The organism is Variovorax sp. 10L426 (genome assembly GCF_056395305.1).
Window position 1 is genome coordinate 157632 of record NZ_JBFTJF010000001.1, and the last position, 23680, is coordinate 181311.

The 23680-nt window shown below is 64.0% G+C and carries 26 protein-coding genes; 11 read left to right on the forward strand and 15 right to left on the reverse strand.

Features of this window, described 5'->3' with window-relative positions:
- The 4 genes from AC1DHL_RS00830 to AC1DHL_RS00845 all read right to left on the reverse strand — a co-directional run bounded on the left by AC1DHL_RS00830 (position 1) and on the right by AC1DHL_RS00845 (position 2645).
- Entirely contained in the window at positions 1 to 1026 is a 1026-nt protein-coding gene (locus AC1DHL_RS00830) for an ATP-binding protein (RefSeq protein WP_478159865.1), read from the reverse strand.
- Positions 1017 to 1316, reverse strand: coding sequence for an anti-sigma regulatory factor (locus AC1DHL_RS00835; protein ID WP_478159867.1), 300 nt, complete (start codon positions 1314 to 1316; stop codon positions 1017 to 1019). Before AC1DHL_RS00835 ends, AC1DHL_RS00830 begins: the two co-directional genes overlap by 10 nt.
- A 101-nt stretch (positions 1317 to 1417) precedes the next feature.
- Positions 1418 to 1792 (reverse strand): STAS domain-containing protein, encoded by a 375-nt coding sequence (locus tag AC1DHL_RS00840; protein WP_478096462.1) that lies wholly within the window; start codon positions 1790 to 1792, stop codon positions 1418 to 1420.
- 7 nt (positions 1793 to 1799) lie between these two features.
- Entirely contained in the window at positions 1800 to 2645 is an 846-nt protein-coding gene (locus tag AC1DHL_RS00845; RefSeq protein WP_478096460.1) for an STAS domain-containing protein, read from the reverse strand.
- A 281-nt stretch (positions 2646 to 2926) separates the two neighbouring features.
- On the opposite strand from AC1DHL_RS00845, the gene AC1DHL_RS00850 reads away from it, so the two are divergent.
- Positions 2927 to 3397, forward strand: a complete 471-nt coding sequence (locus AC1DHL_RS00850) for a hypothetical protein (RefSeq protein ID WP_478159869.1) — start codon at positions 2927 to 2929, stop codon at positions 3395 to 3397.
- A 22-nt stretch (positions 3398 to 3419) separates the two neighbouring features.
- Here AC1DHL_RS00850 and AC1DHL_RS00855 read toward each other — a convergent pair whose 3' ends face one another.
- The 4 genes from AC1DHL_RS00855 to AC1DHL_RS00870 are packed head-to-tail and all read right to left on the reverse strand — an operon-like array spanning position 3420 to position 7578.
- Entirely contained in the window at positions 3420 to 4589 is a 1170-nt protein-coding gene (locus AC1DHL_RS00855) for a HupE/UreJ family protein (protein ID WP_478096456.1), read from the reverse strand.
- 34 nt (positions 4590 to 4623) lie between these two features.
- Positions 4624 to 5823 (reverse strand): tetratricopeptide repeat protein, encoded by a 1200-nt coding sequence (locus AC1DHL_RS00860; RefSeq protein ID WP_478159871.1) that lies wholly within the window; start codon positions 5821 to 5823, stop codon positions 4624 to 4626.
- The gene (locus AC1DHL_RS00865) at positions 5823 to 6083 is read right to left on the reverse strand and encodes a hypothetical protein (RefSeq protein ID WP_478096452.1); all 261 of its coding nucleotides are present in this window, start codon (positions 6081 to 6083) and stop codon (positions 5823 to 5825) included. Before AC1DHL_RS00865 ends, AC1DHL_RS00860 begins: the two co-directional genes overlap by 1 nt.
- Positions 6084 to 6093: 10 nt before the next feature.
- Positions 6094 to 7578 carry a DUF4331 domain-containing protein gene (locus tag AC1DHL_RS00870; protein ID WP_478159873.1) on the reverse strand — a complete coding sequence of 495 codons (1485 nt, stop codon included), beginning with the start codon at positions 7576 to 7578 and terminating at the stop codon, positions 6094 to 6096.
- 253 nt (positions 7579 to 7831) lie between these two features.
- Between AC1DHL_RS00870 and AC1DHL_RS00875 the strand changes: the two genes are divergently transcribed.
- Positions 7832 to 8347: a hypothetical protein gene (locus tag AC1DHL_RS00875; protein ID WP_478096448.1), complete on the forward strand. Its 516-nt coding sequence runs from the start codon at positions 7832 to 7834 to the stop codon at positions 8345 to 8347.
- 15 nt (positions 8348 to 8362) lie between these two features.
- Here the strand turns inward: AC1DHL_RS00875 and AC1DHL_RS00880 are convergent, their stop codons facing one another.
- The 3 genes from AC1DHL_RS00880 to mprF form a co-directional block, all read right to left on the reverse strand.
- Entirely contained in the window at positions 8363 to 8572 is a 210-nt protein-coding gene (locus tag AC1DHL_RS00880; protein ID WP_478096446.1) for a hypothetical protein, read from the reverse strand.
- Positions 8573 to 9013: 441 nt separating this feature from the next.
- Entirely contained in the window at positions 9014 to 10429 is a 1416-nt protein-coding gene (locus AC1DHL_RS00885; RefSeq protein WP_478159875.1) for a virulence factor family protein, read from the reverse strand.
- Entirely contained in the window at positions 10426 to 13026 is a 2601-nt protein-coding gene (gene mprF, locus AC1DHL_RS00890) for a bifunctional lysylphosphatidylglycerol flippase/synthetase MprF (protein ID WP_478159877.1), read from the reverse strand. Before mprF ends, AC1DHL_RS00885 begins: the two co-directional genes overlap by 4 nt.
- Positions 13027 to 13210: 184 nt before the next feature.
- On the opposite strand from mprF, the gene AC1DHL_RS00895 reads away from it, so the two are divergent.
- From AC1DHL_RS00895 to AC1DHL_RS00910, 4 genes are all read left to right on the forward strand, one after another.
- Positions 13211 to 13627 (forward strand): universal stress protein, encoded by a 417-nt coding sequence (locus AC1DHL_RS00895; RefSeq protein WP_478096814.1) that lies wholly within the window; start codon positions 13211 to 13213, stop codon positions 13625 to 13627.
- A gap of 303 nt (positions 13628 to 13930) precedes the next feature.
- Positions 13931 to 15433: a Do family serine endopeptidase gene (locus AC1DHL_RS00900; RefSeq protein ID WP_478096441.1), complete on the forward strand. Its 1503-nt coding sequence runs from the start codon at positions 13931 to 13933 to the stop codon at positions 15431 to 15433.
- Positions 15434 to 15587: 154 nt separating this feature from the next.
- Entirely contained in the window at positions 15588 to 16064 is a 477-nt protein-coding gene (locus AC1DHL_RS00905) for a DUF3619 family protein (RefSeq protein ID WP_478096439.1), read from the forward strand.
- Positions 16065 to 16302: 238 nt separating this feature from the next.
- Positions 16303 to 16728: a hypothetical protein gene (locus AC1DHL_RS00910; protein WP_478159879.1), complete on the forward strand. Its 426-nt coding sequence runs from the start codon at positions 16303 to 16305 to the stop codon at positions 16726 to 16728.
- Positions 16729 to 16832: 104 nt separating this feature from the next.
- Here AC1DHL_RS00910 and AC1DHL_RS00915 read toward each other — a convergent pair whose 3' ends face one another.
- The 3 genes from AC1DHL_RS00915 to AC1DHL_RS00925 all read right to left on the reverse strand — a co-directional run bounded on the left by AC1DHL_RS00915 (position 16833) and on the right by AC1DHL_RS00925 (position 18466).
- Positions 16833 to 17471, reverse strand: coding sequence for a cupin domain-containing protein (locus AC1DHL_RS00915; RefSeq protein WP_478159881.1), 639 nt, complete (start codon positions 17469 to 17471; stop codon positions 16833 to 16835).
- Positions 17472 to 17532: 61 nt separating this feature from the next.
- Positions 17533 to 18009: a cache domain-containing protein gene (locus AC1DHL_RS00920; protein WP_478096433.1), complete on the reverse strand. Its 477-nt coding sequence runs from the start codon at positions 18007 to 18009 to the stop codon at positions 17533 to 17535.
- A gap of 91 nt (positions 18010 to 18100) precedes the next feature.
- The gene (locus AC1DHL_RS00925) at positions 18101 to 18466 is read right to left on the reverse strand and encodes a SpoIIAA family protein (RefSeq protein WP_478096431.1); all 366 of its coding nucleotides are present in this window, start codon (positions 18464 to 18466) and stop codon (positions 18101 to 18103) included.
- Positions 18467 to 18718: 252 nt separating this feature from the next.
- Here AC1DHL_RS00925 and AC1DHL_RS00930 point away from each other — a divergent pair, with 252 nt between their 5' ends.
- The 5 genes from AC1DHL_RS00930 to AC1DHL_RS00950 all read left to right on the forward strand — a co-directional run bounded on the left by AC1DHL_RS00930 (position 18719) and on the right by AC1DHL_RS00950 (position 22840).
- On the forward strand, positions 18719 to 19144 hold the full coding sequence (locus tag AC1DHL_RS00930; protein ID WP_478096429.1) for a hypothetical protein: 426 nt from the start codon (positions 18719 to 18721) through the stop codon (positions 19142 to 19144).
- 98 nt (positions 19145 to 19242) lie between these two features.
- Positions 19243 to 19659, forward strand: coding sequence for a MarR family winged helix-turn-helix transcriptional regulator (locus tag AC1DHL_RS00935; RefSeq protein WP_478096427.1), 417 nt, complete (start codon positions 19243 to 19245; stop codon positions 19657 to 19659).
- 195 nt (positions 19660 to 19854) lie between these two features.
- Positions 19855 to 20565 (forward strand): hypothetical protein, encoded by a 711-nt coding sequence (locus tag AC1DHL_RS00940; protein WP_478159883.1) that lies wholly within the window; start codon positions 19855 to 19857, stop codon positions 20563 to 20565.
- A 125-nt stretch (positions 20566 to 20690) separates the two neighbouring features.
- Positions 20691 to 22610: a hypothetical protein gene (locus AC1DHL_RS00945; protein ID WP_478159885.1), complete on the forward strand. Its 1920-nt coding sequence runs from the start codon at positions 20691 to 20693 to the stop codon at positions 22608 to 22610.
- Positions 22611 to 22663: 53 nt separating this feature from the next.
- Positions 22664 to 22840 carry a hypothetical protein gene (locus tag AC1DHL_RS00950; RefSeq protein WP_478096421.1) on the forward strand — a complete coding sequence of 59 codons (177 nt, stop codon included), beginning with the start codon at positions 22664 to 22666 and terminating at the stop codon, positions 22838 to 22840.
- 28 nt (positions 22841 to 22868) lie between these two features.
- Here the strand turns inward: AC1DHL_RS00950 and AC1DHL_RS00955 are convergent, their stop codons facing one another.
- Entirely contained in the window at positions 22869 to 23618 is a 750-nt protein-coding gene (locus AC1DHL_RS00955; protein WP_478159887.1) for a metallophosphoesterase family protein, read from the reverse strand.
- Positions 23619 to 23680 lie beyond the last annotated feature (62 nt).

Below are 23680 nucleotides of genomic sequence, written 5' to 3' on the forward strand. Positions count from 1 at the left end.
CTAGGTCCTCCGACGGAGCACCACGATGGTGGCGTCGTCGCGCTTTCTGGAATGGTGGCGCATCAGGATGGCGGCCACCAAGACAGGGTCTCGCCCAAGCACCGGCAAGAGGTGTTGAGTATCCCACCGTGTTGCGATGCCGTCGCTGTGCACGATGATGAGCGCATGGGCGGGCAGTGCCATCGAGGATTCCTCGGGCTTTCGTATCTGCAAGCCCGCAGTGCCGTGCTGGGTCACCATCGAGCGGTCGAACACGCCGGACACCACCCGCACCGACACATTGCCGGCGCCGGCGCACCGCAGCGTGTCGTCCGAGCCGGAAATCCGGACCACGCACACCGCCGCGCCGCGAGTCGTCTTGAGCTCCAGATGAACCTTGTCAACGATGCCCCGGAGGTCGAGCTCCGGGTCTTCCGAAAACGCGGTGACCGCGAGCTGTGAAGGCTTGGCCGCATCCGGTCCGTGCCCAAGTCCGTCCGCGACCAGCACTGTGGCGCCGGCGGCGTCCAGGGCCGCCCCCCAGGCGTCACCGCACACGACCTCGCCTGGAATCGGCACGCAGACAGCGCCGACCTCGAAGGCGGGCCTGTCGGCGGTGTCCGCCGTGACTGTCGCGCCCTGCTTGCGTACGCGCGCGAGGCACACCGTGCCATGCGGCACCGCGCTATGGATGTCGAAGTCGCTCGCCAGGCGCTTGACCGCGCCGAGGCCGGTCCCCGGGGAACTGCCCGTCGTGAAGCCGTCTTCCAGGGCTTGCGCAACGTTCTGAATACCGGGCCCCTCGTCGACGGCCAGCACCTCGACATCCGCATGCTCCGGCCGGGCTGCAATCAGCAGCTGCCCATGGCGCGCATGACGCAGCAGATTGGTGCCAAGCTCCGTGACCACCAGCGCCAGGCGCCCCGCCTCGATATCACTCAAGCCCAACTGCGCCGCGGCTTGCGCGGCATGGCGCCGCGCCTCGCCGACACGGCTGGCATCGCCCATGGGAAAAGGGATGTGGGTCCAGCCCCGGATCACTTCCACTTCGTGATGCTCACTCGCGTGCCCCGACCGGGTGCCGAGTCGATCAGGAATTCATTCACCAACCGCTTGCTGCCGGGCAAGCCCAAGCCCATGCCGCTACCAGTCGTCCAGCCGTCCGTCAAGGCAAGCTTCACATCGGCGATGCCGGGTCCTTCGTCTTCGAAATGCAGTTGCAGGCCCTGCCTGCCTTCGCGCTCCACCAGCTCCCAGCGCATCCGTCCGCCGCCACCGTGGGTCAGCGTGTTGCGCGACAACTCGCTGGCCGCTGTGATCATCTTGGTCTGGTCCACCAGGGAGAGCTTCAACTGCTGGCAAAGAGCACGCACCAGCTGGCGGCTGGCGGCTGGCCACGATGTTCTGTTCGGACAGCACCGGCACCTCGCCAGAGCGTTCAGTTTCCAAGATGGCTCTCCTGGCGCGTCCTGCGCAGGAGCTCCATGCCGCGCTCGACATTAAGCGCGGTCCTGACGCCTTCGAGCGACAAGCCGAGTTCGATCAGCGTGATGGCGACCGCCGGCTGCATGCCGACGACGACCGTCGTTGCGGAGAGGATGCGGGCGATGCGCGAAATGCTGGAGAGCATGCGCCCCACGAAGGAATCGACGATCTCCAAGGCCGTGATGTCGATCATGACGCCGCTGGCGCCGGTCTTGGCGATCTTGTCGGCCAGGTCGTCCTGCAATTGCAATGCAGTCTGGTCCTGCATGTCCACCTGGATGGTGACCAGCAGGGTCTCGCCCATGCGCAGGATCGGGATGCGTTCCATGGCGATGTCAATCGCTGCGCGTGATGCGCCAGCCCGTCTTCTGCAACGCCAGGGCAAGCGCATCGGCCAGCGTGGCCTTGGTGCTGATGCCCTGCAAGTCGATGCCCAGGTGGACGATGGTCTGCGCAATCTGGGGACGGATCCCGCTGATGATGCAGTCGGCGCCCATGAGGCGGATCGCGCTGACGGTCTTGAGCAGGTGCTGCGCGACCAGCGTGTCGACGGTGGGCACGCCGGTGATGTCGATGATCGCAAGCTCCGATTCGGTTTCCACGATCTTCTGGAGCAGGGTCTCCATGACGATCTGCGTCCGGTTGCTGTCCAGGATCCCGATCATGGGGACCGCCAGCACGCCGTTCCAGAGCTTGATGACCGGCGTGGAAAGCTCGAGAAGCTCTTCCTGTTGACGCTTGATGATGTCCTCGCGCGCCTGCTGGAAGCTGGCGGCTGTTCGCTGCGCGAGCTTGTCGACCATCGTTGTCGCGGCCCACAACGCCTGCATCTGCGCGCCGGGGTCGGAAGCGAGTTTGCGCTGCAGACCATCGAACAGCGGCTTCTTCAGGGCCAGGACGAACAGGCTGGTTTCGCCCGCCGACTGGCCCCTTGCAGCGCGCGAGCGCGACAGCGACTCCAGGACATGCCGGACGCTTGTCCATGCCGGCGCTTCCATGGCATTCGGATCGGCGTCCGCCGCCAGCGCCTCGCGCAGCAGCTTCAGCAGTTCCTCCGCGTCCGGTTGAATGGCCCGACGCGCACCCGCCTCTTTCACTCCGAGTTCGTCGAGCCAGGTTTCGACGATGGTGCCTTCGTTGCCCTGCAATATCGACAGGATCGCTTGGAGTTCACTCTTCATGGTCTTGATTTCCCCGTCTTGTGGCGATGGCGCTCGTCCCGAAATGCCCTGAACAGGCGTCAAGGCGCGGGCAATTCTAGGACGCGGCGGCCTGTCTGAATGCCCCAAATTTCCTGGTGCGGCATTGGCCTACAGGGCGACGACGCGCTCGCCTACCGGCCGCGGTTGACGGTTTTCGGCGAGCCCCTCCGAACCTCGCGCTCCCTCGTCGTCTCCGGGCCTATGAGAGCTGGCGACTGCTTCCTACGACGGTGCGATTGCCGCTGTCCGAAGCTGTCGGAATGATCCGAACCGTGCGCAGTCGAGCCGTCACTCATGCCATGCGCCGCATGGCGAGTGTGAGCGTCGTCGCTGCAATCACCTCCCTGCTTGCAGCGTGTTCGGGGAACCTGCAATTGCTGGAGGAGGGACGCAGCCATCCAGGGACCTGGAACTCGGCCACGGGGCAGATCGAAGCAGTGATCGACGGTCAGAGTTTCACAGGGACCTACAGCGATCCGCCGGCGATCGGCATTGGCATCGGCGTGGGTGGTGGAAGCGGCTGGGGAGGCGGTTGGGGCCGAGGCGGCTGGAGCGGCAGCGGCGGCGCGGTGGGCCTTTCGACCGCCACCGGCGGCACAGGAGGCCATGCGGTGCTGACCTCAGCGGATGGACGCGTCATCGAATGCTTCTTCGCGACATCGTTCGGCAGGGGCCAGGGGGAATGCCGTGGCATGGACGGACGACGCTTCCTGATGGTGATCGGCAGTTAGCCGTCGGACCACCCCTTTCTTCTCAAGAGAACGGCAGCACCTTGAGGTCGAAGATCCTCTCCAGGAACCAGACCGCCGCGATGAGGACCGCCATGGTCGACCCGCCGTGCAGCAGCACCGGCTCGTAGCGACGCCAGTTTCTCATCGCCAGCAAGAAGCTGAGCGCCGCGAACACGACGATGAGTTGACCCGCCTCCACGCCGAGGTTGAACTGCAGAAGGGTCAGGACGAAACTCTGCGTGGGAAGCGCCATCTCGGCCAACGCGCCGGCAAATCCGAAGCCATGGATCAGACCGAACAGGAAGCTGAACAGCTTGCGCCGGCGGCGCAGCAAGGGGTAGATGTTGTCGACCGCCGCGAGCGCGATGGTCACCGCAATGGCGGGCTCGACCAGCCGCGGCGAGAGGTTCACGATCTTGAGCGCCGCCAGCGCCAGTGTGATCGAGTGCGCAACGGTGAACATCGTGACGATTCCGAGCATCGGCAAGACCGCCTCGCGCCAGGTCACCACGGGTTCCCGTCCGCCGGGCCGACGGCGCAGCACCGAAGGCAGCAATAGGCAGATCAGGAAGAGGATGTGGTCATAGCCGATAAGGATGTGATGAACACCATCGCGAAACACGCTCGCGTTTGGCGATGCGGCATTCGGTGCAACCCCGCCCTGACCGCCGTCGTGCGATGCCGAAGCCCAACTCAGGGTGATCGGGCCTCCAGACGGGTCCAGGGAATGCACCAGCGGATCTGCTCCGCCGTGACCCACGATGCGCAGCAGGCCCCGGTGCGTGGGGTCGACTTCGCGGAACAGGCGATAGTCGATCGACAGCATCGTCGAGACATCGCATCGGGCCTTGAGCTGGAAGACGAGGTAGACGCCGTCGATGCGATCGTCCACGGCGGGTGGCGCGTTGGGGGTCAAGGCGCAGCGTCCCTGCTGCAGCCGCAGGTGCGCGAGCGCATAAGCCCGGATTTCGTCCATGCGGGCGTTGACCTCGCCCCAGGTCAGCTTGCGGTCGCCATTGCGGTCGAGATCGAGCGCTGCATCGAGGTCGCGCAGCGCGATGTCCCAGCGAAGATCGACCTCGTCGCTGCCCACCTGCAGTTGCAGGTAGGCGTCGCTGGCCTTGTGCGCATGCGCGGTGCGCGGTCCGACCGCAAGCAGGGTGAACAGCAAGACCACCGCACACGCGCTCATCCATCGCATCAGCCGCGCGGACGGAGGTGCCGTGTCAGAGCAGGGATTCGATACGCGCATCGCGAAGCCCCGTCTTTTGCATGAGCGCCCTGAGTTCGCTTCGCGCTTCCTCGTCGTTGGCCGCGGCGGCGGCGCGCGCAAGCAGAAGCAGGTCGATCGGCTCGCGCTGCAGCCGGACGTTGACGCGGGCGAGGTCGAGCGCTCGCATGGCGTCGCCTTGGACGTCGAGCGCGAACAACGCACCTTCGCGTGCGTGTGCCTCGGCATTGCCGGGCCGCTGCGCCGCCGCATCGAAACGAGCCTGCAGTTCTTCTGAATCCTGGCGTGCGATGCCTGCGCTGTCTGCCCGGCGTGCGGCAATGGCCAGCCGCAGCAGCACCGCATCACTGCGGGGCTCCTTGGCGAGCAACGCAGGCACCTCGGCGGGCCGTTTCTGGCGCAGCAGGAAGTCGCTGTACGCGAGCAGGAGGTACCCCGAGCGCTCGGCTTGCAGCGCCTGCTTGTACAAGGCCTCGGCTGCGCTGGGGCGGCCTGCGAGTTCCTCGACCTCAGCCAGGGTGGTGAGCAGCCACTGACGCGTGCCCGCCTGCTGCGCACCTTGCAGGTTCGGATCGGCGAGCAAGCTGCGCAGGGTGTCACGTGCCGATGCATGGTCGCCGCGCAGGCCGGCGTTCTCGGCCAAGCAGGCCAGACCATAGAACGCCGGTCCGGCGCGGCCGAGCGCACGGCACGCGGCGTCCGACTCGGCATAGCGGCCACGCACGCGCAGGATCGTGGCCAGCGTGATCCACGCCTGCGCATTGCCGGGCTGCCGGGCCAGCGCCGACTTCAAAGTGGTTTCGGCGGCATCGAAGTAATGCAGGAACTGCGCAACCGTGGCACGCATCACCAGCACTGCTGGCGGCGTCTGCATCTCCGCCGTCGAGTCCCAGGCCTGCAGCGCGCCCATGGCGTAGCCGGCGTAGCGTGCATCGCCCTGCGTTCGCGCCAGCTCCAGGTAGGCTTGGGCGGCAGCGATCGCGGTGGCTTCGTCATGCGGATGCTGTGCCAGCGCCTGCCGCAATCGCCGCTGTTCGAGCGACCACCCCGCGATGGCGGGAAGGGTCTCGACGATGACGTCGTCGCCGGCCGGGACGCGCGGCGCGGCGCCCAGCGGCACGCTGGCTGCAAGCAAGAGCGCCGCCAGCATCCCGCATCGCACGAGGCCGGCCCTGTGGGCATGAAGCGTGCGCATCACTGCGTACCGATGGGCTCTCGAGTCTCCGTGGTCTTCGGCGGATCGAAGGCCGTCACATCGGCCGGTTCTGCCGTGTCCGCCGCGGTCGCGACGAGCGCCTTGACATAGGCCAGGAACTCATCGAGGGCGTCCGTAGTCGTGGCGGACGTCGCGCCGCCTATGGGCGGAACATAGCCGCCCCCACCACCACCGCCACAGGCGGCAACAACCAATGCCGTAACCAGCGGGAGACCGATTCGAATGAACATGCGGTTCATGGCGTGCTCCTTACTGCGCACCCGGCAGCGGCGTGTTCAGGTAGGGAAACGCATCCGGGAATTGCGCCGGACTCTGTAGTGCGCCATCGGTCAACGCCGCACCGCCTGCAGGAGCGTCGCCTGGCTTGCAGCCGACCTTGAGCGTGTCGGTCGCACCGGTGGCCACGCACAGCGCGCCCATCGCAACGCGCAATTCGGCGTCCACCACGTCGTCGCCGGGGCGGCGGCCGTTGGGGAATCCGGCGGTGTCGCCGGCCAGCACACCGAGATTGTTCTGCTTGGCCCTGGGTGTCGGCGCCACCGATGTGTTGAGCCGCAGCATTTCCGAAGCCTTGCCGTCGGCAGGCTTGTTGACGCCCTCCACGCCGGTGAGGAAAGCAGCCACCAGGTCGGTGCGCGGAAAGTTGGTCGGTGCAGCAGCACCTGGGAAGAGCGTCTGGATCAGGGCAGGCAGCGTCGGATTGGTCACGTAGTCGGCAAACTGGGCGTCGTCCTTCGGCTTGGAACTGTTGAACCTGTCCTTGTCCTTCAGCCCGATCACGACCTCATTGACCAGCGGCATACCCAGGCGCGAGACCTGTGCCCACGGCCCGCCGTTCAGCGCTGCCGTGCCGTGGCCGCTTTTTGGCGGGTTCGCAATCAGTCGTCCTTGGCGCACGCTGGCGGTGGTCCAGCCGCCGATGATGGGTCTGCCCGCAGTGGTCACGCAGGAGATCGGAACTTCCAGCGCCATCGTCGTCACGTTCCTGCCGGCGAGCGCGTCCGGATTGGCGTTGGTCGAGCCGAGCGGATTGAGATTGACCAAGTCGAACACCTGGCCCAGCGCGACGGTGAACGGGTCCTTGCGCTGGCCCACGAACACGCGGCCGGGCGTGGCACAGCCCGGGATGTTGACCGCATAGAGATGCTGGTCCGCGTAGCTTGCATAACCGGTCGGGCCGCCGAAGGTCTTGTCACCGATGTTGTCCGTCGGTTTGTCGAATACCGTGCCTCCGCCGGCCATGGAAACCGCCTCGACCCTGCCTGCGCGGCGATCTCCGCGCACGATGTCCAACGTGTAGGTCTCGCGCAGATTGCTCGTGGCCTGGTTTGGCGCCGAGATGGGGCCCGCCTGCACCAGCGGAATGGACACCTTCTTGTCGGCAACGGGCAACTGGATGTCGCGCAGCGTGTTGGTGAACTTGAAGCGGAAAGTGATGTCCTCGACTGCGTCGCCGTCCGTGTCGAGATGGATCTCGTAGAGCGCGTTCGGGTCCATCGAGTAGTAGTTCGGGCCGCCATACGGGCTCTGGTCGGGCTGGTAGTTGGCGATCAGCGTCACGAAGCCCTCGCGGCCGGCTTCGTAGCTTCGGAACATGTAGAAGTCGGTGGCATCGACCTTTGGCATCCCCGTGATCGAGGGTGCCTCGCGGTGACTGGATGCCAGTGCGCTGGCGGCGGCGATCGCACATGTGGCGAACACACCGAACTGGATGGATGGCTTCGAGAGTCTCATGGGCATCACCTCAAGAGGTTGTTGGCGTACAAGTGGGTCCTGCAACGGGTGCATGAATGACCCGAGCCTTGTACGCAGCAACAGCCCCCTTGGATGTGTAAATAAGTGCGTCGCGGCGACTGCTTTGATCAGCAGTCCCGCTGATGCGATGGAGCACAATTTGGAGATTGATCCCAACTCACCCCCTCTGGCCGACGCCGACATGACGGCATTGGATGCAACGACGCCGCCGTCATCACACCCTGGACGGAACATGTTGAGACAGGCGATCGAGACAGGCTCCAAATGGGTTCTGGCAGCGGCCATCCTGCTGTCCGCCGCAGTGCTTGCAGGATGTGCGAGCGATCCGTCGCGCGTACCACTCGGCGCCGACCGGGCGCAAGTGCTGCAGCAAGCAGGGGCGCCCACCGCCATCTACCAGATGCCGGATGGCCAACGGCTTCAATATTCCCGGGGGCCGGCCGGCTTCGCGGTTTTCAATGTCGATCTCGACAGTTCGAATCGCGTGATCTCGGTGCGGCAGGAGCTCTACGAAGGTCTGTTCGGCAGCACGATCAAGCCCGGAGAGTGGCGCGTGGATGACGTGCTCCGCACCTACGGGCCGCCTTACCAGCAAAGCCGTGTGACCTCCTTCAACGGGACTGTCTGGTCATGGCGCTACCTGAACATCAACAACCGGCGTTTCCTGTACATCTACATCGATCCGACCGGCCGGGTCGATCACTACAACGTAGGTGACGATCTGGAGTACGAACGCTGGCGCTGGTGAAGAAAGCGCTCCGCTTCAGGCTTCGCTCCTTCGGCGGCGACCGAACAACATCGCAGCGAGCGGAATGGTCGTCAGCACGCCGACGGCCACCAGCGTCCAGCCGATGTTCTTGCGTTGCTCCTCGCTGAGCTTGTCGGAAAGCAGCAAGCCGACGCCCGCACCCAGGGCTCCGCGGGTCCCTGCCAACAAGGCGAGTTCAGGCAAATGAACTTCAGTTGTGAACACGATTGCACCCCTTTCATGACGGACTCGTCTTGCAGTATGCACGGGAGCCGTCCGTCACCGTCTTCATCCGAACGCTGAATCCTCGTTGCCTGCCCTTGCGCCATATTTCTCATACGGTCCCGGCAAAACCTTCACGGGTACTCCGAAGCCGCGAGGGCCCTTCGGAAGAACGCAAGTCTCCGGAGGGCCCTTCGTCGTGCCCGCAAGGGCCCTCAGCTCAGTCGTGTCGCCATTGATGGCGGGGAATCCACCCCTGCTCAAGGATAGAAGCCCGAAGCCACCAAGCTTGGAATCCATCCACCTTGACGGCCTTGACGTAAGCCCACTTTTGCGATGGTTGGGACTGCCTCGGCTCCAGGCGGCGTCAGATTGCATTGGGCGAGAGGCCCGGCACGAAGTTCACTTGAATCAGACAACTGTCGGGAACACTCTGGGCGGACGCTATCGAACTCCCGGTGGGACCGCTGCGAGAACGCGCGCCGCAAGCGCCTCATAGTCGCCGCCAAAGTGATGGCCGCCCGGCATGGCGACGACCTGCGCGCCGAGGCTTTCCAGTAGCGGGCACAAAGAGTCCTTGCGTTCGTCGGCCCCATAAACGCAGAGCGTCGCCTTGGCGGGCAATTTCCGCGCTTCAGGAGCGATTGGCAGGTCGCCGCTCTTGCCGATCCAGTTGCTCAGGTGGAATTCGAAGGACGCCTTCTCGCCGGGGCCGAGCAGTGCGGTGAGGCTCACCTTGGCGCGCGTGCGCGCCGGCAGGCGGTTGAACGCAAACGGCAGGACGTCGGCGCCCTGGGAATATCCGATCAGGACCACCTCGCTTCGCTTCCAGCGTGCCGTGTAGTAGCGGATGACTCGATCCAGATCCGCGGCGAACCCGTCCGGCGTGCGTGCGGACCAGAAGTACCGCAGAGAATCGATGCCTGCGACCGGTACCCCGCTCTCGGCAAGGGCCGCCGCAACGCCCTTGTCGATGCCGGCCCAGCCGCCGTCGCCCGAAATCATCACGGCAAAGCGCGCACCTCCTTGGGTCGCTGGCACTTCGGTGATCGGCAAATCCACGAGCTGGGCGGGGGGGACGTCAAGGGCAGCGCGTCGGCCAGCGAGTTGTTCGAAGGCAGGACCGAAGCCGGCCGGTATGTCCTCGATGCCCGGCTTGGCAGTCGCGGTCGCGTCGACCCAAGTGGCCCCCGGCACCTTGCGCGTGAACGCCTCTGCCTCTGCCGCACAAGACTGCGGAGCGTCACCGCGCAACGCAGTCCAGGCTGCTGTGGGCCGAGCGCCGGCTTCGAGCTCGACGCCATCGACTGCCGGCCTCCATCGAAGCACCCCTTCGGCACACAGCGGCATGGGCAGCGCCAGTCGTGGACAGAAGTCCACCGAAAGTGCCGCCGTGAACGAATCGGCGGGCGCCTGGGCGAGCAACCCATAAACGAATGCGCCGCCGTTGCCCGTGCCGACAAGCAGCGGCTCGATGTAGCCGGTCAGCTTCTCATACGCCTGCACATAGCGCGCGAAGTTCTCGACGGCGCCGGGTCCATGGACGCATTGACGGCTCACTGCCGCGATCCCGTCGTAGAAGACCGGAAGCGGCACGACCAGCACCATGGCGCCCTTGCGCACCATCCATTGCACGAGCCGCAGGTCCCTCGAGGTCGGCTTGGCGCCGCCCGAGAAGAGAAGGACAAACTGCTGTACCTGCCCCGCCGGGCGAAAGACCGGGATGTCCACGAACACGCCGTGCGTGATGACATGGGTGGGCGTGAGCGTCATTGCCGGTTCACGCGTCTGCGCGCCGGCAAACCCAACGAGGCTCGCGAAGAGTACGGAAAGCAGCGCGCGCGCAAGGCGACTTGTCATTTCGTTATCACTCCTTTGGCGCCACCACCGATCAAGGCCGCCAGATCAATCAGCACAAGCAGAGGCGAAACACCGCCCGAGGCGGCCAGGTAGCGCGCTTCCCAGACGGGTTCGAACTTGTCCTTGAAGCTGTACAGGCCGCGGAAGTTGTAGAAGCGCTCACCGTAGTCGAACAGAACGCGGCCCAGTCGCTGCCAACGCGGCGCGTTCTGGCGCGTTGCCATCCCGGCCATCGGCGACATTCCGAGGCCGAATCGCTGAAACCCTTTGGCCTGCAGGTGAAGCAGGATCCTTGCAAACAGGAAGTCCATGGTGCCTGGCGGCGAATCGGGCAAATGACGCATGAGGTCGACGCAGGCCTCCTGCGCCGCGTCCGTGACGAACAACGTGGCAAAGGCGATGATCCGGCCTTCATGCCGCACCACCGCAACCGGGAAGCGCCGCAGGTGATCGGGGTCAAAGCGCCCCACGGAGAAGCCCTTTTCGCGGGTGTTTTGCTTGTCCAGCCAGGTGTCGGAGACGGCCTGAAGCTCTGGCATGGCGTCCATCGTGGCTTCCGGCGCCAACACTTCGAACGACAGGCCTTCGCGTTCGCCGCGATTCATGCCTGAACGCAGATTGGCTCTCTTGGCTCCCTTGAGGCTGAACTCGGGCAATTCGATATGCGCGTACTCGCCCAGTTTGAATGCCTGCAATCCGCAGTCAAGGTACAGGGGCAAACTGGCGGGCTCGACCTGGTAGAACGCCGGCCGGCCGCCATGGGCCGAGGCAAGTTCGACAAAGGTCCAGACCAGGTCCGGCCATTCATTCGGTTCCCCGAACGGGCCGAAGAGGGTTATCCACGAGCGCCCGCGCTTGCCGTACATCAGGAAACTCTTGCCGGTCGGCGAAAACAGCAGGTGCTTGTCTCCCATCAGGGCCATGCAGCCTTCCGGCGCAGAACCGGATCGGACGATGGCGGCCGCGCGATCGATTTCTTCGTCGGACGGAGATCGGACTTCGCCGGCCGGAGGACGCAGCAACTGCCACAGCCCGAAGCTCAGGGCCGTCAGCGCCACCCCCAATAGCGCGCGCAGCGAACGCGGGGCCTGTGCATCGAGCTCGAACTCCCACCACAACCGACGGGTGTAGCTCACCTCCTGGTAGGCGAAGAGAAGTATCCAGACACAGGCCGCAAGGACGGCAGCCAGCGCAAGGAGCCATCCGGGTTCCAGACGTTGGGAAATCAGCGACGACGGTCGATCGAACTGGCGGTGTGAGAGCAACAGCAACACCGCGAGGGCCGACATCAGCGCGGCCTCGTTCAGTGCGATGCCCTTGGGTAGCGCAAGGACGGCAGACACGACGGAGAGCCCCAGTGCGACCCACCATGCCGCATCGAGCCGGTGGAACAGCCCGCGAGCCACCAACAGAAAACCCAGGCCGGCAACACTGCCGAGAAAGTGCGACGCCTCGATCAGTGGAAGCGGGACTTTCAACGCTTCGAGCAGATCTCGCGCGTCTTCGGTCAACGGCGTCACGCCCGACACCAGCAGCCAGATTCCCGCAACCAGCGCCAGCGCCGCCAGGAGGCGCGGGCTCAGGCGTACCGCTGCGCGTCCTGCGGGGGCGGCGACGCCCGAACGAAGTTCGTAGGTCAGCGCGATGGCTGTCGCGACCACCAGAGGGAGCACATAGTAGATGCCGCGATTGAGCAGCAACGCACCAAGCATGGCTTCGGTCGGCACGTGCGAGCCGCTGGTCAACAGCATGACCGCCTCGAAGACACCGACGCCACCCGGAACATGGCTCACGATCCCCGCTGCCACCGCGATGGCATAGAAGCTGATGAAGGTCGGCAAGGGAATGCGATCTGCGGGCAACAGGAACCACAGCGCCGCTGCCGAGGCAGACAGTTCGACGGCTGAAATCGCCAACTGACGCGCAGCAAGCCCGACGGGCGGAAGTCGCAGCGTCCAGCGCGCGCCCAGGTCGAGCGCCCGCCGTCGATGGCAAAGCCAGAGGAACACGGCCAGCCCCAGAAGCGTGAGTCCTGCCATCAGTCGTAAAAAGGCAGGAGGCAGGCGCAGGAGCGGCGCAACGTCGGATGCGCCCCAAAGAACGCCGAGTGCACCGAATGCCGAGATGCCCAGGCCGAACGCCAGGGCGTTGAAGGCGATCACCTGCGCAATCTGGTGCGGCGTCAATCCAGCCGCCGTGTAGATCCGCGTCCGGACCGCGCCGCCGGTCAGCGGACCGAAGCCGATGGTGTTGGAAAGCGCGTAGGCCACGAAGGAAGTGAGAAGCACCGTGCCGCGTTGGACACGGGCGTGTGCATACGAGAGCGAAGAGAAGTCGTATCCGGTCAGGGTGAGATAGCTCAGCGTCGTCGCTGCCAATGCAAGGCCGATGTGAAGGCTGGGCGTCGCCGCAATCGCCTGCATGACGCTGCCGTAACGCACTTCGCGCAACAGCCCGTGAAGCGCCGTACCGATCAACACGCACAACAGCGCACCCAATGCCGCCACCAGCCATGGCTTGAGCCGTGGCCAGGAGTTGGCAAACCGGTAAGTCAGTTGCGCGAGACCTCTGGGAATTGCGGCTGGCAATTCAGTCACGACTGGGTGCACATCCGTGGGAATTCTTCTCACCAGCCAACAACGCAGCATCGCGCTTTCGGTTGTCATGCATTCGGCGTTCCATGAAAGCCGGGGCACTACTTTGGCGCAATGGAGTCTACGAATAGCCGGTTCGGTCGAGCGCGAGTTCGAAGCTCAGGAACATTCAAGACGGAGGTACATCATGGTCAGGCGAATCCTGTTGGCGTATGACGGGTCGCAAAGCGCCGAGAACGCGTTGACGTTTGCAGTGGACCTTGCGCTTCGGTATGACGCACAGCTTCACGTTCTGACGGTGGCGAGGTTGCCTGACTTCGCCAACGAAATGGCAGTTTCCGCAGGAATGGAAGGTGTGTACGAACACTGCAATGAACTACTCCGATCCGTCAGGGAGAGACTGGAAAAGGACTCGATCGCCTTGACACTCGAAGTCGCAATGGGACAGCCCGGAGAGCAAATCGTGCTCTATGCGGAGAAGCACGCCATCGATCTGATCGTTGTCGGTCATCGGGGACACTCATTGTTCGATCGCTGGCTGATCGGGTCGGTCGCGCGCCAAGTCATCGGCTATTCACACTGCACAGTGACGGTGGTGAGGTAGTACGTGCCCGCCCGGGATTTCGCGCCGCGTAGCGGCTCCCCTTACGGCCGCGGAGTTCCTCACATTATGAGGTATTCGTCGACCCTGGGGCATCGGACGCCTCGCCGTCGGATGAAACCTTTGTCGGAACGCCGGTGTCTATCAACCTGTCGGACGAGGCCGCCGACCTCCTGTCGCGGCGCTGATCCAGATGCCTTCTGCGCAATCCATCGGCTCTGCCCGGGCCGTCGGGTGGTTCTGCGCGCTGACGCTGGTCCGCTGCCGGATTCAATCACCGGCCTCCTTCCAATGAAAGGAGAAGTCATGAACTTCGACGCAAGCAGCGGCATCCGATTTGCTCTCTCGCTCGTAGCCGCCGGCATCCTCGGTTGCACCGGGGCGACCCCGATTGCAGGTGCATACGCAAATACGGCGCCCCCGCAGCCTGCGGACGTTCGGGCCCCGACGAGCGCACTGGACTTCACGGCCATCGCGCAGCGCAGCGGGCCGGCTGTCGTCAATGTCAGCGTGACTGCGGCGCCAAAGAAAACGCGGCTCGATGGCAACGGGTCGAGCGGACGGCGCGGCGACGGGCCTGGCCTCGATCCACGCGATCCACGCGATCCGTTCTTCGAGTTCTTCAAGCGCTTCGGGATACCCGGTGGCGGCATTCCGGGTGAACCCGATTTGCCGTTGCGCGGTCAAGGCTCCGGATTCATCATCAGCCCCGACGGCGTCATTCTGACCAACGCCCACGTGGTCCAGGGCGCGGCCGAGGTCACGGTCAAGCTCACGGATCGCCGCGAATTCCCTGCGAAGGTGCTCGGATCAGACCCGAAGACTGACGTGGCGGTGCTCAAGATTGCTGCGCATGACCTGCCCGTCGTGACGCTTGGAAATGCCCGCGATCTCAAGGTCGGAGAATGGGTCCTTGCCATCGGGTCGCCGTTCGGCTTCGAAAACAGCGTGAGCGTGGGTGTCGTCAGCGCGAAGGGCCGATCGCTTCCCGGCGACAGTTTCGTGCCTTTCATCCAGACCGATGTCGCCGTCAATCCCGGAAACTCAGGTGGTCCCTTGCTCGATGCTCGCGGCGAAGTGGTTGGCGTCAATTCGCAGATCTACAGCCGCAGCGGAGGCTACCAAGGGCTGTCTTTCGCGATCCCGATCGACGTGGCGATCCGTGTCAAAGACCAGATCGTCGCGACCGGGCATGCCACTCATGCGCGCCTCGGCGTGTCGGTCCAGGACGTGAACCAGACGCTGGCTGACTCCTTCGGTCTCGCCAAGCCCGAGGGCGCGCTCGTGTCCGACGTCCAGAAGGATGGCCCCGCCGACAAGGCTGGATTGAAGGTCGGCGATGTGATCAGCAAGATGAACGACCAGCCGATCGTTGCGGTTGGAGACCTTCCGTCAGTTGTCGGTGCGGCGCATCCCGGCGCAAATGTCAGGCTGGATGTCTGGCGACAGGGAAAGGCGTTGACGCTGACAGTCAGATTGGGAAACGCCGACAACAGGGTCCCGACCGATGTCGCCAAGTCCGGCGAATCTGCCGATGGAGGGCAAGGCAAGCTCGGTCTGACACTGCGGTCGCTGCGACCATCCGAAATGCGCGAAGCGGGCGTCGATGGCGGACTGCTGGTCGCAGGTGTGAGCGGGTCGGCGGAACGGGCCGGCATTCGGCCTGGCGATGTGCTGATAGCAATCAATGGAACGCCGACTCAGAGTTCCGCACAGGTCCAGGCGCTGGTGAAGAAGTCCGGCAAGACGGTGGCGTTGTTGATCGAACGGGATGGCAGCAAGATCTATGTGCCGCTGCGTCTGGGGTAAAGCTGGCGTTGGCCTCGATCCAATATCCCTCATGGCGTGAGACAATTTTCATCATACTGTGACTAATTTGAGGCGGCGTGCATTCCTGAACGGGTTCGTCCGTTTGATGCTTGGCCCCCACATTTTTTTCTGCTCTCCGACCCTGAGGTATCCCATGGCAGCCCGTCCATCCCTGTCCAATGGCTTATGCGACGAGTACGGACGCGCGATCGCGAGGCGGCTGTCCGACGCGGAGCGCGGCCTATCGGGCGAGATTGTCGAGCGGTTGCGGGCTGGGCGCTGCCGGGCGATTGCCAATCGCAAGGTGGAGCCACAACGGGTGCGACAAGCTCTCCCATGGCCGAATCTTTCCATCTCCCTTGAAAGCAGCCGGCGCTGGATACGCATCGCATCCGTCGCCCCGCTCGTCCTGCTCATCGCAGGGCTTGTCCTCATCAAGGGTGAACTTGACGACCGTGCGGCGCAGATGGAGGCAGACGTCGACGCGCAGTTGCTCACGGATGTCTTGCCACCGTCCGCATACGTCGACGCCGGCTTTCGCGAATTCCTCAGACCCAGCCATCGGCGACGGGCAATTCACCCGCACCCGTTGGAGCCGGGCGCCGTCCAGACAGCCAGTCAACACGCCTGAAGCTCCGCTCGTGAACAAGCGCACGATGAGCATGGCCGCTACCACCCCGGTCTTGAAAGCAGGGGCGAACAGGTAGCGCCCGATCTCCGGACTCCGCAACCGCGCGCGATGACCTCTCAAAAATACAAGTTGAGCGAATCGCCCGTTCCGCCGCAAAGCGGGGTCAAGGCAGCTACGTTCCGATTGCTGCTCGACACTGCCCAGACTCGGCTCCGACAATCCGGACGGTCGTGAGCGGGTGCGCGAATTGTTCCTGCAGACGTTTCCGCGTTTCGGGGAATTCGAAGCGCAACTCCGCGCGGCCGTTCAACTGTCGCTCGAGCAATGGGCTCTGGAGCGCGCAGGACTGCTGGATGAGGAGCCGTATCGACGCGGCCATCGCGTGCGCATCCTCGAACACGCAATCAGCCCCCTCGCGCCGCCCATGCGGCCGGCCGTTCGGATCCGCCTCCACCGCGCCTTGTCGGTCGTCTATGGCATCGAGGCCTATGTGATCCTGAGGGATATCTGGGGGCTGGGTGATCGCGAGATCGAGCGCATCGCTCTGTGGATGGCGGACGCACTGGTCGACGCGGCGTTGCGTGAATCCGCGCAAAGGCCGATGGATCGGCCGCATCCTCGCAAAGGTTCAAAGGCCTTGGCGGTCATGGCCGAGTCGTTCTAGACCAGGGACGATTTCGGCTGATACGCGTCGAGCACTGGCCCGCTCCGCCGTCCCGATGGCAGCTACGGGGCCCGCTCCGGTCACAGTGCCTTCCCGAGCGCTATTCAGTGGAGCTCAACTGGAGACGAAAACGGCTTGGTCGCGTCCACCACGAACAGGACAAGGGCGCTCAGTTCAGTCTTTCCGCTGTTGAAAACTTCCATCGGCATGCCGGCAGAATGTCCATTCATCGTGTGCCCGGCCTCGACATGACTAACTCCCTGTGGAGTTCTTTGGCCTAGCTCGCCCGAGATCACGTAGAAGGCTTCGGAGCCCGGATGACTATGCTGCGGTGTCTTCGCTCCGGGCGGCCCCGAAGCGTGGTTGATGCGCAGCAGGTACTCGGGTGCGGTGATCGGCGGCACGGGCCCTATCTCGGCGACCTCGGTTCCGCCACGTGTCGAGCCACCCTTGGGACCGAGCGTAAAGAGCCAGTCCTTGCCCGCGACTTCAGCGGCCAGCGACGGCGCGCCGTCATAACTCACCGTGTTTGGATTCCAACGATCAGGGCCAATGGCGGCCTGCGCCTGCGCCAAACTGGGGAAATTCTCAATCCGCCAATACAGGGGCCCATCCGGTAGTTGCTTGACCCTCTTCTCGGCCACGGGTTTGACGACATAGACTGCGTCGGCCCCCGCTGTCGATTGCACTGCACATAGCCCCAAACCCAATACCGTAGCCATAGCAATCAGGAGCCGTTTCATCGCTACCTCCGATCCGGCGACCATTTCCCGCGGCCAAACATTGCAGGGAAAGCCACCTCCGCTAGGGATAGAAGCCCGAAGCCACCAAGCCCGGAACTCCATCCACCTTGACGGCCTTGACGTAGGCCCACTTTTGCGATGGTTGGGTCTGCCCGGGTTTCGGGAACATGTAGTCGACCCACCCTGACCCCTTGGTTTCGGCTGTTCGAATCATTGCGTCATGGAAGAGCTTGCCGTTGGCGTCTTTCTGACCCGTGACCTTGGTCCCCTCGCGGGCTGGGAAGGCGGGGTTCAACAAGACATCCGACTTCAGATCGTAGACAAACAGATATGTATCGCCGTGGAACCACTCGGAGTCCTTCACTCGGAACTCGGGGAATGCTGCCTTGCCTTTACTGTCGATCAAAGCCGCGGCCTTGTTGACCAACGTTTCTATCTGCCTGGCTTTGTCGGATGCCGGCGGAGCCTGCTGGGCAGTAGCAAGGTCGGCCATCGCCAAGTTGATCAACATTGCGCAAATCACCATTTGCTTGAGCATCGATTTCTCCTGCACAAAGACGGGCCAATGTCTTTGCCCCGCCTCACGCAACGACGCGCACGTTGCCTGATCAGCATGGGCATTCGATCGGTCAGCCGGTGGTCAGCCAGTCGGTGGCCTGCGCGATTGCGCTGTTGGGGAAGACTTTTATCGGGCACGGCATGGCAAAGCTGAAAAAGCGACTGAGGTTGGCAATCCAATCGACATCGGTCACGATGGCGATCCTTTCCCACGCCTTCCAATGGCCGACGCCGAGTTTCAGGTCGTCCCACATCGCTCCCGCGGAGAAGCCTTTGAACTCGGGGCCGACTTGATAGAGAAGCCGCAGCTTGTCGAACTGCTTCACCCTCGATTCGACGGTCGGAACGAAGACCGCCTCATAGTCGCTTGCGCTCACGTAGCCGGAAGCGACGATGCCAACGACATTGTCGGGAAGACCGGAAATCGGTTCGATCATGTTCGTGCCCCATCGGTCGGGTGGAAAGATGGAAAGCAACTCCGGCTCTAGCCGGCGTCAGAGTGCATTGGACGGCGGGCCCGGCACGAAGTTCACTTGTGAATCGGGCATCTGTCGGGAACACTCGCTTCTGGGCGGATACGGGCTGCTACCGAAAGGACCGTGTTCGCGGCGCGCGCTTGCACGACCAGCCGATCGTCGCAGTCGGAGACCTTCCGTCGAGTTCCGTTCATGGATCCGGAACCTTCCTCAATGTTCATCGATCTGCTCAACAGGACGTCCCGCATTCTGGTGCTGTCCTCGGAAACGTGGTCGGCACATGCGATTGCTCCTCAGCTATCCTGCCAACTGCGGCAGATCTTGAGCGTCGGATCGAAGGCTCACAGCCCGATGGCGCGACCAAACAGGGCAGGCGCCTTCATAACGAAAGGACCGCGCATGACTCAGATCACAGGTGTGCTTGGCGACGTCGATCCCGATCGCGTCTTCAAGGACCTTGCAGTCCAATATCGATTGCTGCCGGACCATGGCGAGTCTGTTGGCGACGAGCTTTGGGGATACACGATGGCTGTGGTGACTCTCTGCGCCAAGATCGCTGATGCTCACGACAACACACAAAGTGGCGGCTCTCCGGGTGACTCCATTCGAACGGCGCTCCTCGACTATCGAATCCGCTAGCGGCATGCGAGTGTGACCTCGCGACCCTCCCTTGGCCGCAGCGCCGAGGCAGTTCGCGTCTGGCTGCTACATTCGTAGGCAAAACCCAGCCAATCGCCATGCCGACCCCTACAGGTGACCCTGAAAAGCAGCGTTTCGAAGCTCTTTCAGATTTTCGGTTCAGATTGCGCAGCTTCCTGAGATTCAGCGAGGACGCCGCGCGAGTTGAAGGAATCACCGTGCTGCAGTATCAGTTGATGCTTCATACGCAGGGCTTTCCGAACAGAAACTGGGCGACCATTAGCGAGATCGCGGAACGGCTGCAGGCTCAGCCTCACGGCGTGGTCGCCTTGGTCTCGCGTTGTGAAGAGGCCGGCTTGGTAAAGCGCAAGACAAGCAAGACCGATCGAAGGCAGGTCGAGGTCCACCTCCTGGCCGCAGGCCGCAGAAAACTGGCCTCGCTCGCCGCTCAGCATGCGGGACGGCTCGATGCGCTTGCGGAGGCGGTCAAGCTGGCCAACCGCATTCGCGATTGAGACTGGACTCTTTGGCGGGCCGCGTCCCATTCCGCGTACGTCCACGGCCCGGCCGCTTTCGACTCCAAATGTAAACTTCTGTTTCAGCGCGTGAACTTTCACACACTGCAAAACGCGGGCACTCTGTCAATCTAAGCAGATGAGCAATTGCTTTCCGACAGACCCAGCGTGTCCGGGACATGACGCGGGTCCGTCGTGCTCATGGCCCTGATCTGTCCCAAATGCAAGACGCGGAACCGAACGGTCGCCAAGTTCTGCATCGAGTGCATCGCATCGCTGCCGACGGGCTGCTCGGACAGTGATTTCGCGCCCTCGACGCTGGCCGCGCAAAAGGCCTCGTACCTGAATCTGTTTCGCGCACTGGACGCTCTGGGACGCGGTTCGCAGCCCACCCCGCGCGCAACCAGAGAAACGGCCGCCAAGAGGGTGGCTCCTGCCTCCAAAGGCCTTTGGATCAGCGTAGCCAGCCTGATCACTTTGCTGGCAATCGGATCGGCCGGGTGGCTCGCGGCGGGCGCGGGAGGCTGGTATCCCTTTACCGCCGGCAGCGCACAGGTGGACCCTCCGCGGCCGGACGGCTTTGCCAACGAAGTAGCGCCAACGAAAAGCGCTCCGGAGATTCAGGAAGCGCCCGCCCTGACTGCTGTCCAACGGCAGATCGCCCCGGTCCTGGAACCATCGCCTCCCGCACACGCCTCGCAACCCGCCGTGAACGAAGCCCCAAGGCCAAAGGCCGTCGCGCCAGCCGACCCGATGCCAGCTTGCTTGGGCATGAATTTCATCGCCAAGGCGCAATGCATGGCCTCTCAATGCCTGAAGCCGGCCTTCAAGGCGCATGCGCAGTGCGAGGCCGTTCGCCGCCGGCAACAACTGGAAGAGGAGAAACGCAATCCGGTCGCCCCATAGGCATCGCCGCCAAAGTTGAATGCCCGTCGATCGTCATGGGTCGTTCGAAAGATGCGAACAGTTTCAACGTTTAATGGCGTTCCGAACCGGACAGCAACCGGCATCTCCTCCGATCTTGAGGTTTCATGAAAAGACCCTATCGAAGCTCTGTTCTGCTCGTGGTTGCCGTCGGCGCATTGGGCGGCATGAGCGCGATGGCTGGCCCGACGACCACGCAGGCCCAGGCGCAGGTCGGCGACATCGTCGATTCGTCGGGGACGGTCATCCAGAGTTCGTACGTCAGGATGGCGGCCCAACTCAGCAAGGAAGCGGGCATCGCGTATCGCTATGGTCCCGATGCGAACTCTTACGGCACGGCCAACAAGGGTCCTGTGCTGTCCAAGCCTGCGGACACCAAGCTCACCGCGCCGGCGCAGAACGTCCCGTTCTACTGGTCGGTCGGCGGTCCTGTGACGGGCAATTCCGCGGCGTATTCCACGAATCAGGCCAACGCGATCTTCGTGGCCGACGACCCGACGCGGCGTGTCGGTGTGAGCCTGCTCCAGGTCTCTGGCTACATGTACAACGTGTTCGCCCAACTGCCGCAGCTTCCGTGGCAGATCTATCAGGCGGGCCAGGGCATCGATACGCCGAACGTCATGAACTACAAGGCCGCCGGCATCACGAGCGGCGACCCGGTGGCCATCGCCCGATGCGAAGGCGCCGTCGGCTTCTGCGCCGAAGCCGTGGTCGCCTTCCAGAACGGCGTGCTCGGCACGGTGGGGAGCAACACGGCAAGCAACAACGCGACCACCATGCTCGCGCCCAACAAGGTGCCCACGGGCGTCGCTGTGACCAACGGCAACGAGTTCGCGCTGGTGACGGTGTGGGACACCGCGGCGCTGAAGGGCCAGGTTGCCGTGGTGGCGCTGGCGGGCCTGTGCGACGGCTGCGACCCGATGAACTCCGCGCCGCACAAGTCCAATGGTGTCACGTATGCGGCGTGGTACGAATGGTGGCATGAGTGGAAGGGCGTCTACCCCGGCCTGCCCAACATGGGCAACACCGCCTTCATGAAGGTCCTGGGCTATGTGGACATCCCCGGCATGGCGGCGCCGACGGAAATCGCGGTGACCACCAATCTGCACCAGTTCAGCGGCATCCTGGGCGGCGGAAGCTTCATGGGCGAACCCAACTCGCCCTTGACGAGCAATTGGGCGAACTTCGTTCGAGGCGCCGACCACTACGGCCGCTATGCCAAGGGCGGCGTAGCAGTGGTGATTTCCAAGTCGGAACAGAAGGCCGCCTTCATCGACCTGAAGCCGCTCTTCAGCTACTTCAACGACATGTACTTCAGCGCCAACGTGACGAGTACGTCCAACCTCGGGCGGGCCGCCAATCAGTGGCCCTACACCTTCGATCACGTGTCCTCGCAGAAGCCGACGGTGATCAAGACCATGTCGCTGGGCGCACGTCCGACGGCCGTGAGGACCACGGTGACGACCAACAACCCGCGCGCCTGGATCGCCACGCAGGACGGCACGCTGCACATCTACAGCCTGGRTGGCTACGCGCCYGGCGCGACGGTCGCYWCGCCMTCGSCGAGCGCCATCGCCGAGGTGGGCASCGTGMSCGGCATCGGCCGCAACCCGACCTCGCTGGCCGCGTCGAAGRGCGAACCGAGCGRWGSCRYCRACGACTCGATCAAYCRGCAGGTSATCGTSGGTTCGCGCGGCGACAACARGATCTCGTGGGTGCGCTTTTCCAAGGACGGSAACAGCGGCAGCGTCGTGCGGACCATYCRRCACAACCTGCTGACGGAYCTGRTCGCSGTGGAGGACRMSGASAACTTCGCCAACKCGAACAACSTGGTGAGCGTGGCCGACTACGGCGGCAAGGCCATCCGCAACTACCGCTACGGGCCGGTGATCTTCTCGGACGGCGGCGCCTGCCCGCCACCCAAAGGATGCCCGGTCAATGCGATCAACGGCAGCATCGCCGAATACGCTGGCGCACTGCCGCTGCCGGGCAAGCCCTTCCAACTCTCGACAGCCAACGTGCCCTGAGGCAAATCGCCGATGCACTCGTCGTCGAGCGGCAGTTGGCCTACCATCGGCCCATGCACGAAATGCTCCAGCTCACCGTCGGTCTGCCGGAGATTGGGCTTGCGCCCGGCGAGGCCGTCGTGCGCGAAGGCGGCCTGGCGATGGTTTCGGAAGTGCTGGACCAACTGGCGCACCGCCAGGGACCGCCCGCGAGCCCCGGCTCGGCCAGGGACCCGAACCCCGAATACTGAGGGCCTTCTTCTCCGCGCCGTTCGAGACTCAGAAGACCGATCGCGCAGGCGGGCGTTCGGCGTCCAGTTCCAGCGCCTCTTCACCCATCAGCGAGCGCCACGACGCGGTGCCTGCCGCCAGGTCGATCACGATGTGCGCGGGAACCGGCCCGATCTGCCTGCCGGCATTGAACACCCAGGTGGTGCCGAGGCGGTCAGCCCACGCTCCGGCAGGCTTGAAAGGCGGCTCGTGCACATGCCCGGTGAGCACAAGGTCGGGCCGATACTTTGCAATCCAGGCGGCGACATCCGGATCGCCGTACTCCCGCTTGCCGGTCCAGCAGGTGGGCAAGCCGAGCGGCGGCCAGTGATAGATCCAGACCCAGCGTGCGGGTCGCCGCCCAGCGTTCGCGGCCAATCGCAGCTCGAGCTCTGCCCGTCCCTTCGGGCCGTCCCACCACGGACAGATCGTGATCAGGGTGTCGCCGATCGTCACCGAATCGCCATCCGTGGAGACGCCTGCACGCCGGCTCTCCGGCAGCCACAACGCCGCCCTTTCCCCATGCCGGTCCGTGCCCGTCAGGTCGTGATTGCCCGACGCCACCACCAGCGAGTGGCCTGGATTCATCAACGAAAAGTAGCGCAACAGGACGACCGATTGCGCATCGAGCGAAACCGGCGAACTCACATCCAGATGATCGCCGGCGATCACCACGAGATCGTAGGAAGGCGCCAACCGCACCACCCAATCGAGTTGAGGCAGCGTGTAGTGAAGGTCCGAGACAAGAAGGATGCGCACGACATTCCCTGCAGCGGCGGACCTCGCATTGTGACCTGCTGCCTCCGCCACGTACGTGCTGA

Coding starts and splice junctions, on each gene's coding strand:
- AC1DHL_RS00865 (WP_478096452.1), bottom strand. CDS start 6,083: ATGAACCGCATGTTCATTCGAATCGGTCTCCCGCTGGTTACGGCATTG.
- AC1DHL_RS00925 (WP_478096431.1), bottom strand. CDS start 18,466: ATGATCGAACCGATTTCCGGTCTTCCCGACAATGTCGTTGGCATCGTC.
- AC1DHL_RS00895 (WP_478096814.1), top strand. CDS start 13,211: ATGGTCAGGCGAATCCTGTTGGCGTATGACGGGTCGCAAAGCGCCGAG.
- AC1DHL_RS00850 (WP_478159869.1), top strand. CDS start 2,927: ATGATCCGAACCGTGCGCAGTCGAGCCGTCACTCATGCCATGCGCCGC.
- AC1DHL_RS00855 (WP_478096456.1), bottom strand. CDS start 4,589: ATGAGCGCGTGTGCGGTGGTCTTGCTGTTCACCCTGCTTGCGGTCGGA.
- AC1DHL_RS00840 (WP_478096462.1), bottom strand. CDS start 1,792: ATGGAACGCATCCCGATCCTGCGCATGGGCGAGACCCTGCTGGTCACC.
- AC1DHL_RS00900 (WP_478096441.1), top strand. CDS start 13,931: ATGAACTTCGACGCAAGCAGCGGCATCCGATTTGCTCTCTCGCTCGTA.
- AC1DHL_RS00860 (WP_478159871.1), bottom strand. CDS start 5,823: ATGCGCACGCTTCATGCCCACAGGGCCGGCCTCGTGCGATGCGGGATG.
- AC1DHL_RS00930 (WP_478096429.1), top strand. CDS start 18,719: ATGTTCATCGATCTGCTCAACAGGACGTCCCGCATTCTGGTGCTGTCC.
- AC1DHL_RS00845 (WP_478096460.1), bottom strand. CDS start 2,645: ATGAAGAGTGAACTCCAAGCGATCCTGTCGATATTGCAGGGCAACGAA.
- AC1DHL_RS00885 (WP_478159875.1), bottom strand. CDS start 10,429: ATGACAAGTCGCCTTGCGCGCGCGCTGCTTTCCGTACTCTTCGCGAGC.
- AC1DHL_RS00905 (WP_478096439.1), top strand. CDS start 15,588: ATGGCAGCCCGTCCATCCCTGTCCAATGGCTTATGCGACGAGTACGGA.
- AC1DHL_RS00935 (WP_478096427.1), top strand. CDS start 19,243: ATGCCGACCCCTACAGGTGACCCTGAAAAGCAGCGTTTCGAAGCTCTT.
- AC1DHL_RS00875 (WP_478096448.1), top strand. CDS start 7,832: ATGTTGAGACAGGCGATCGAGACAGGCTCCAAATGGGTTCTGGCAGCG.
- AC1DHL_RS00920 (WP_478096433.1), bottom strand. CDS start 18,009: ATGCTCAAGCAAATGGTGATTTGCGCAATGTTGATCAACTTGGCGATG.
- AC1DHL_RS00870 (WP_478159873.1), bottom strand. CDS start 7,578: ATGAGACTCTCGAAGCCATCCATCCAGTTCGGTGTGTTCGCCACATGT.
- AC1DHL_RS00950 (WP_478096421.1), top strand. CDS start 22,664: ATGCACGAAATGCTCCAGCTCACCGTCGGTCTGCCGGAGATTGGGCTT.
- AC1DHL_RS00915 (WP_478159881.1), bottom strand. CDS start 17,471: ATGAAACGGCTCCTGATTGCTATGGCTACGGTATTGGGTTTGGGGCTA.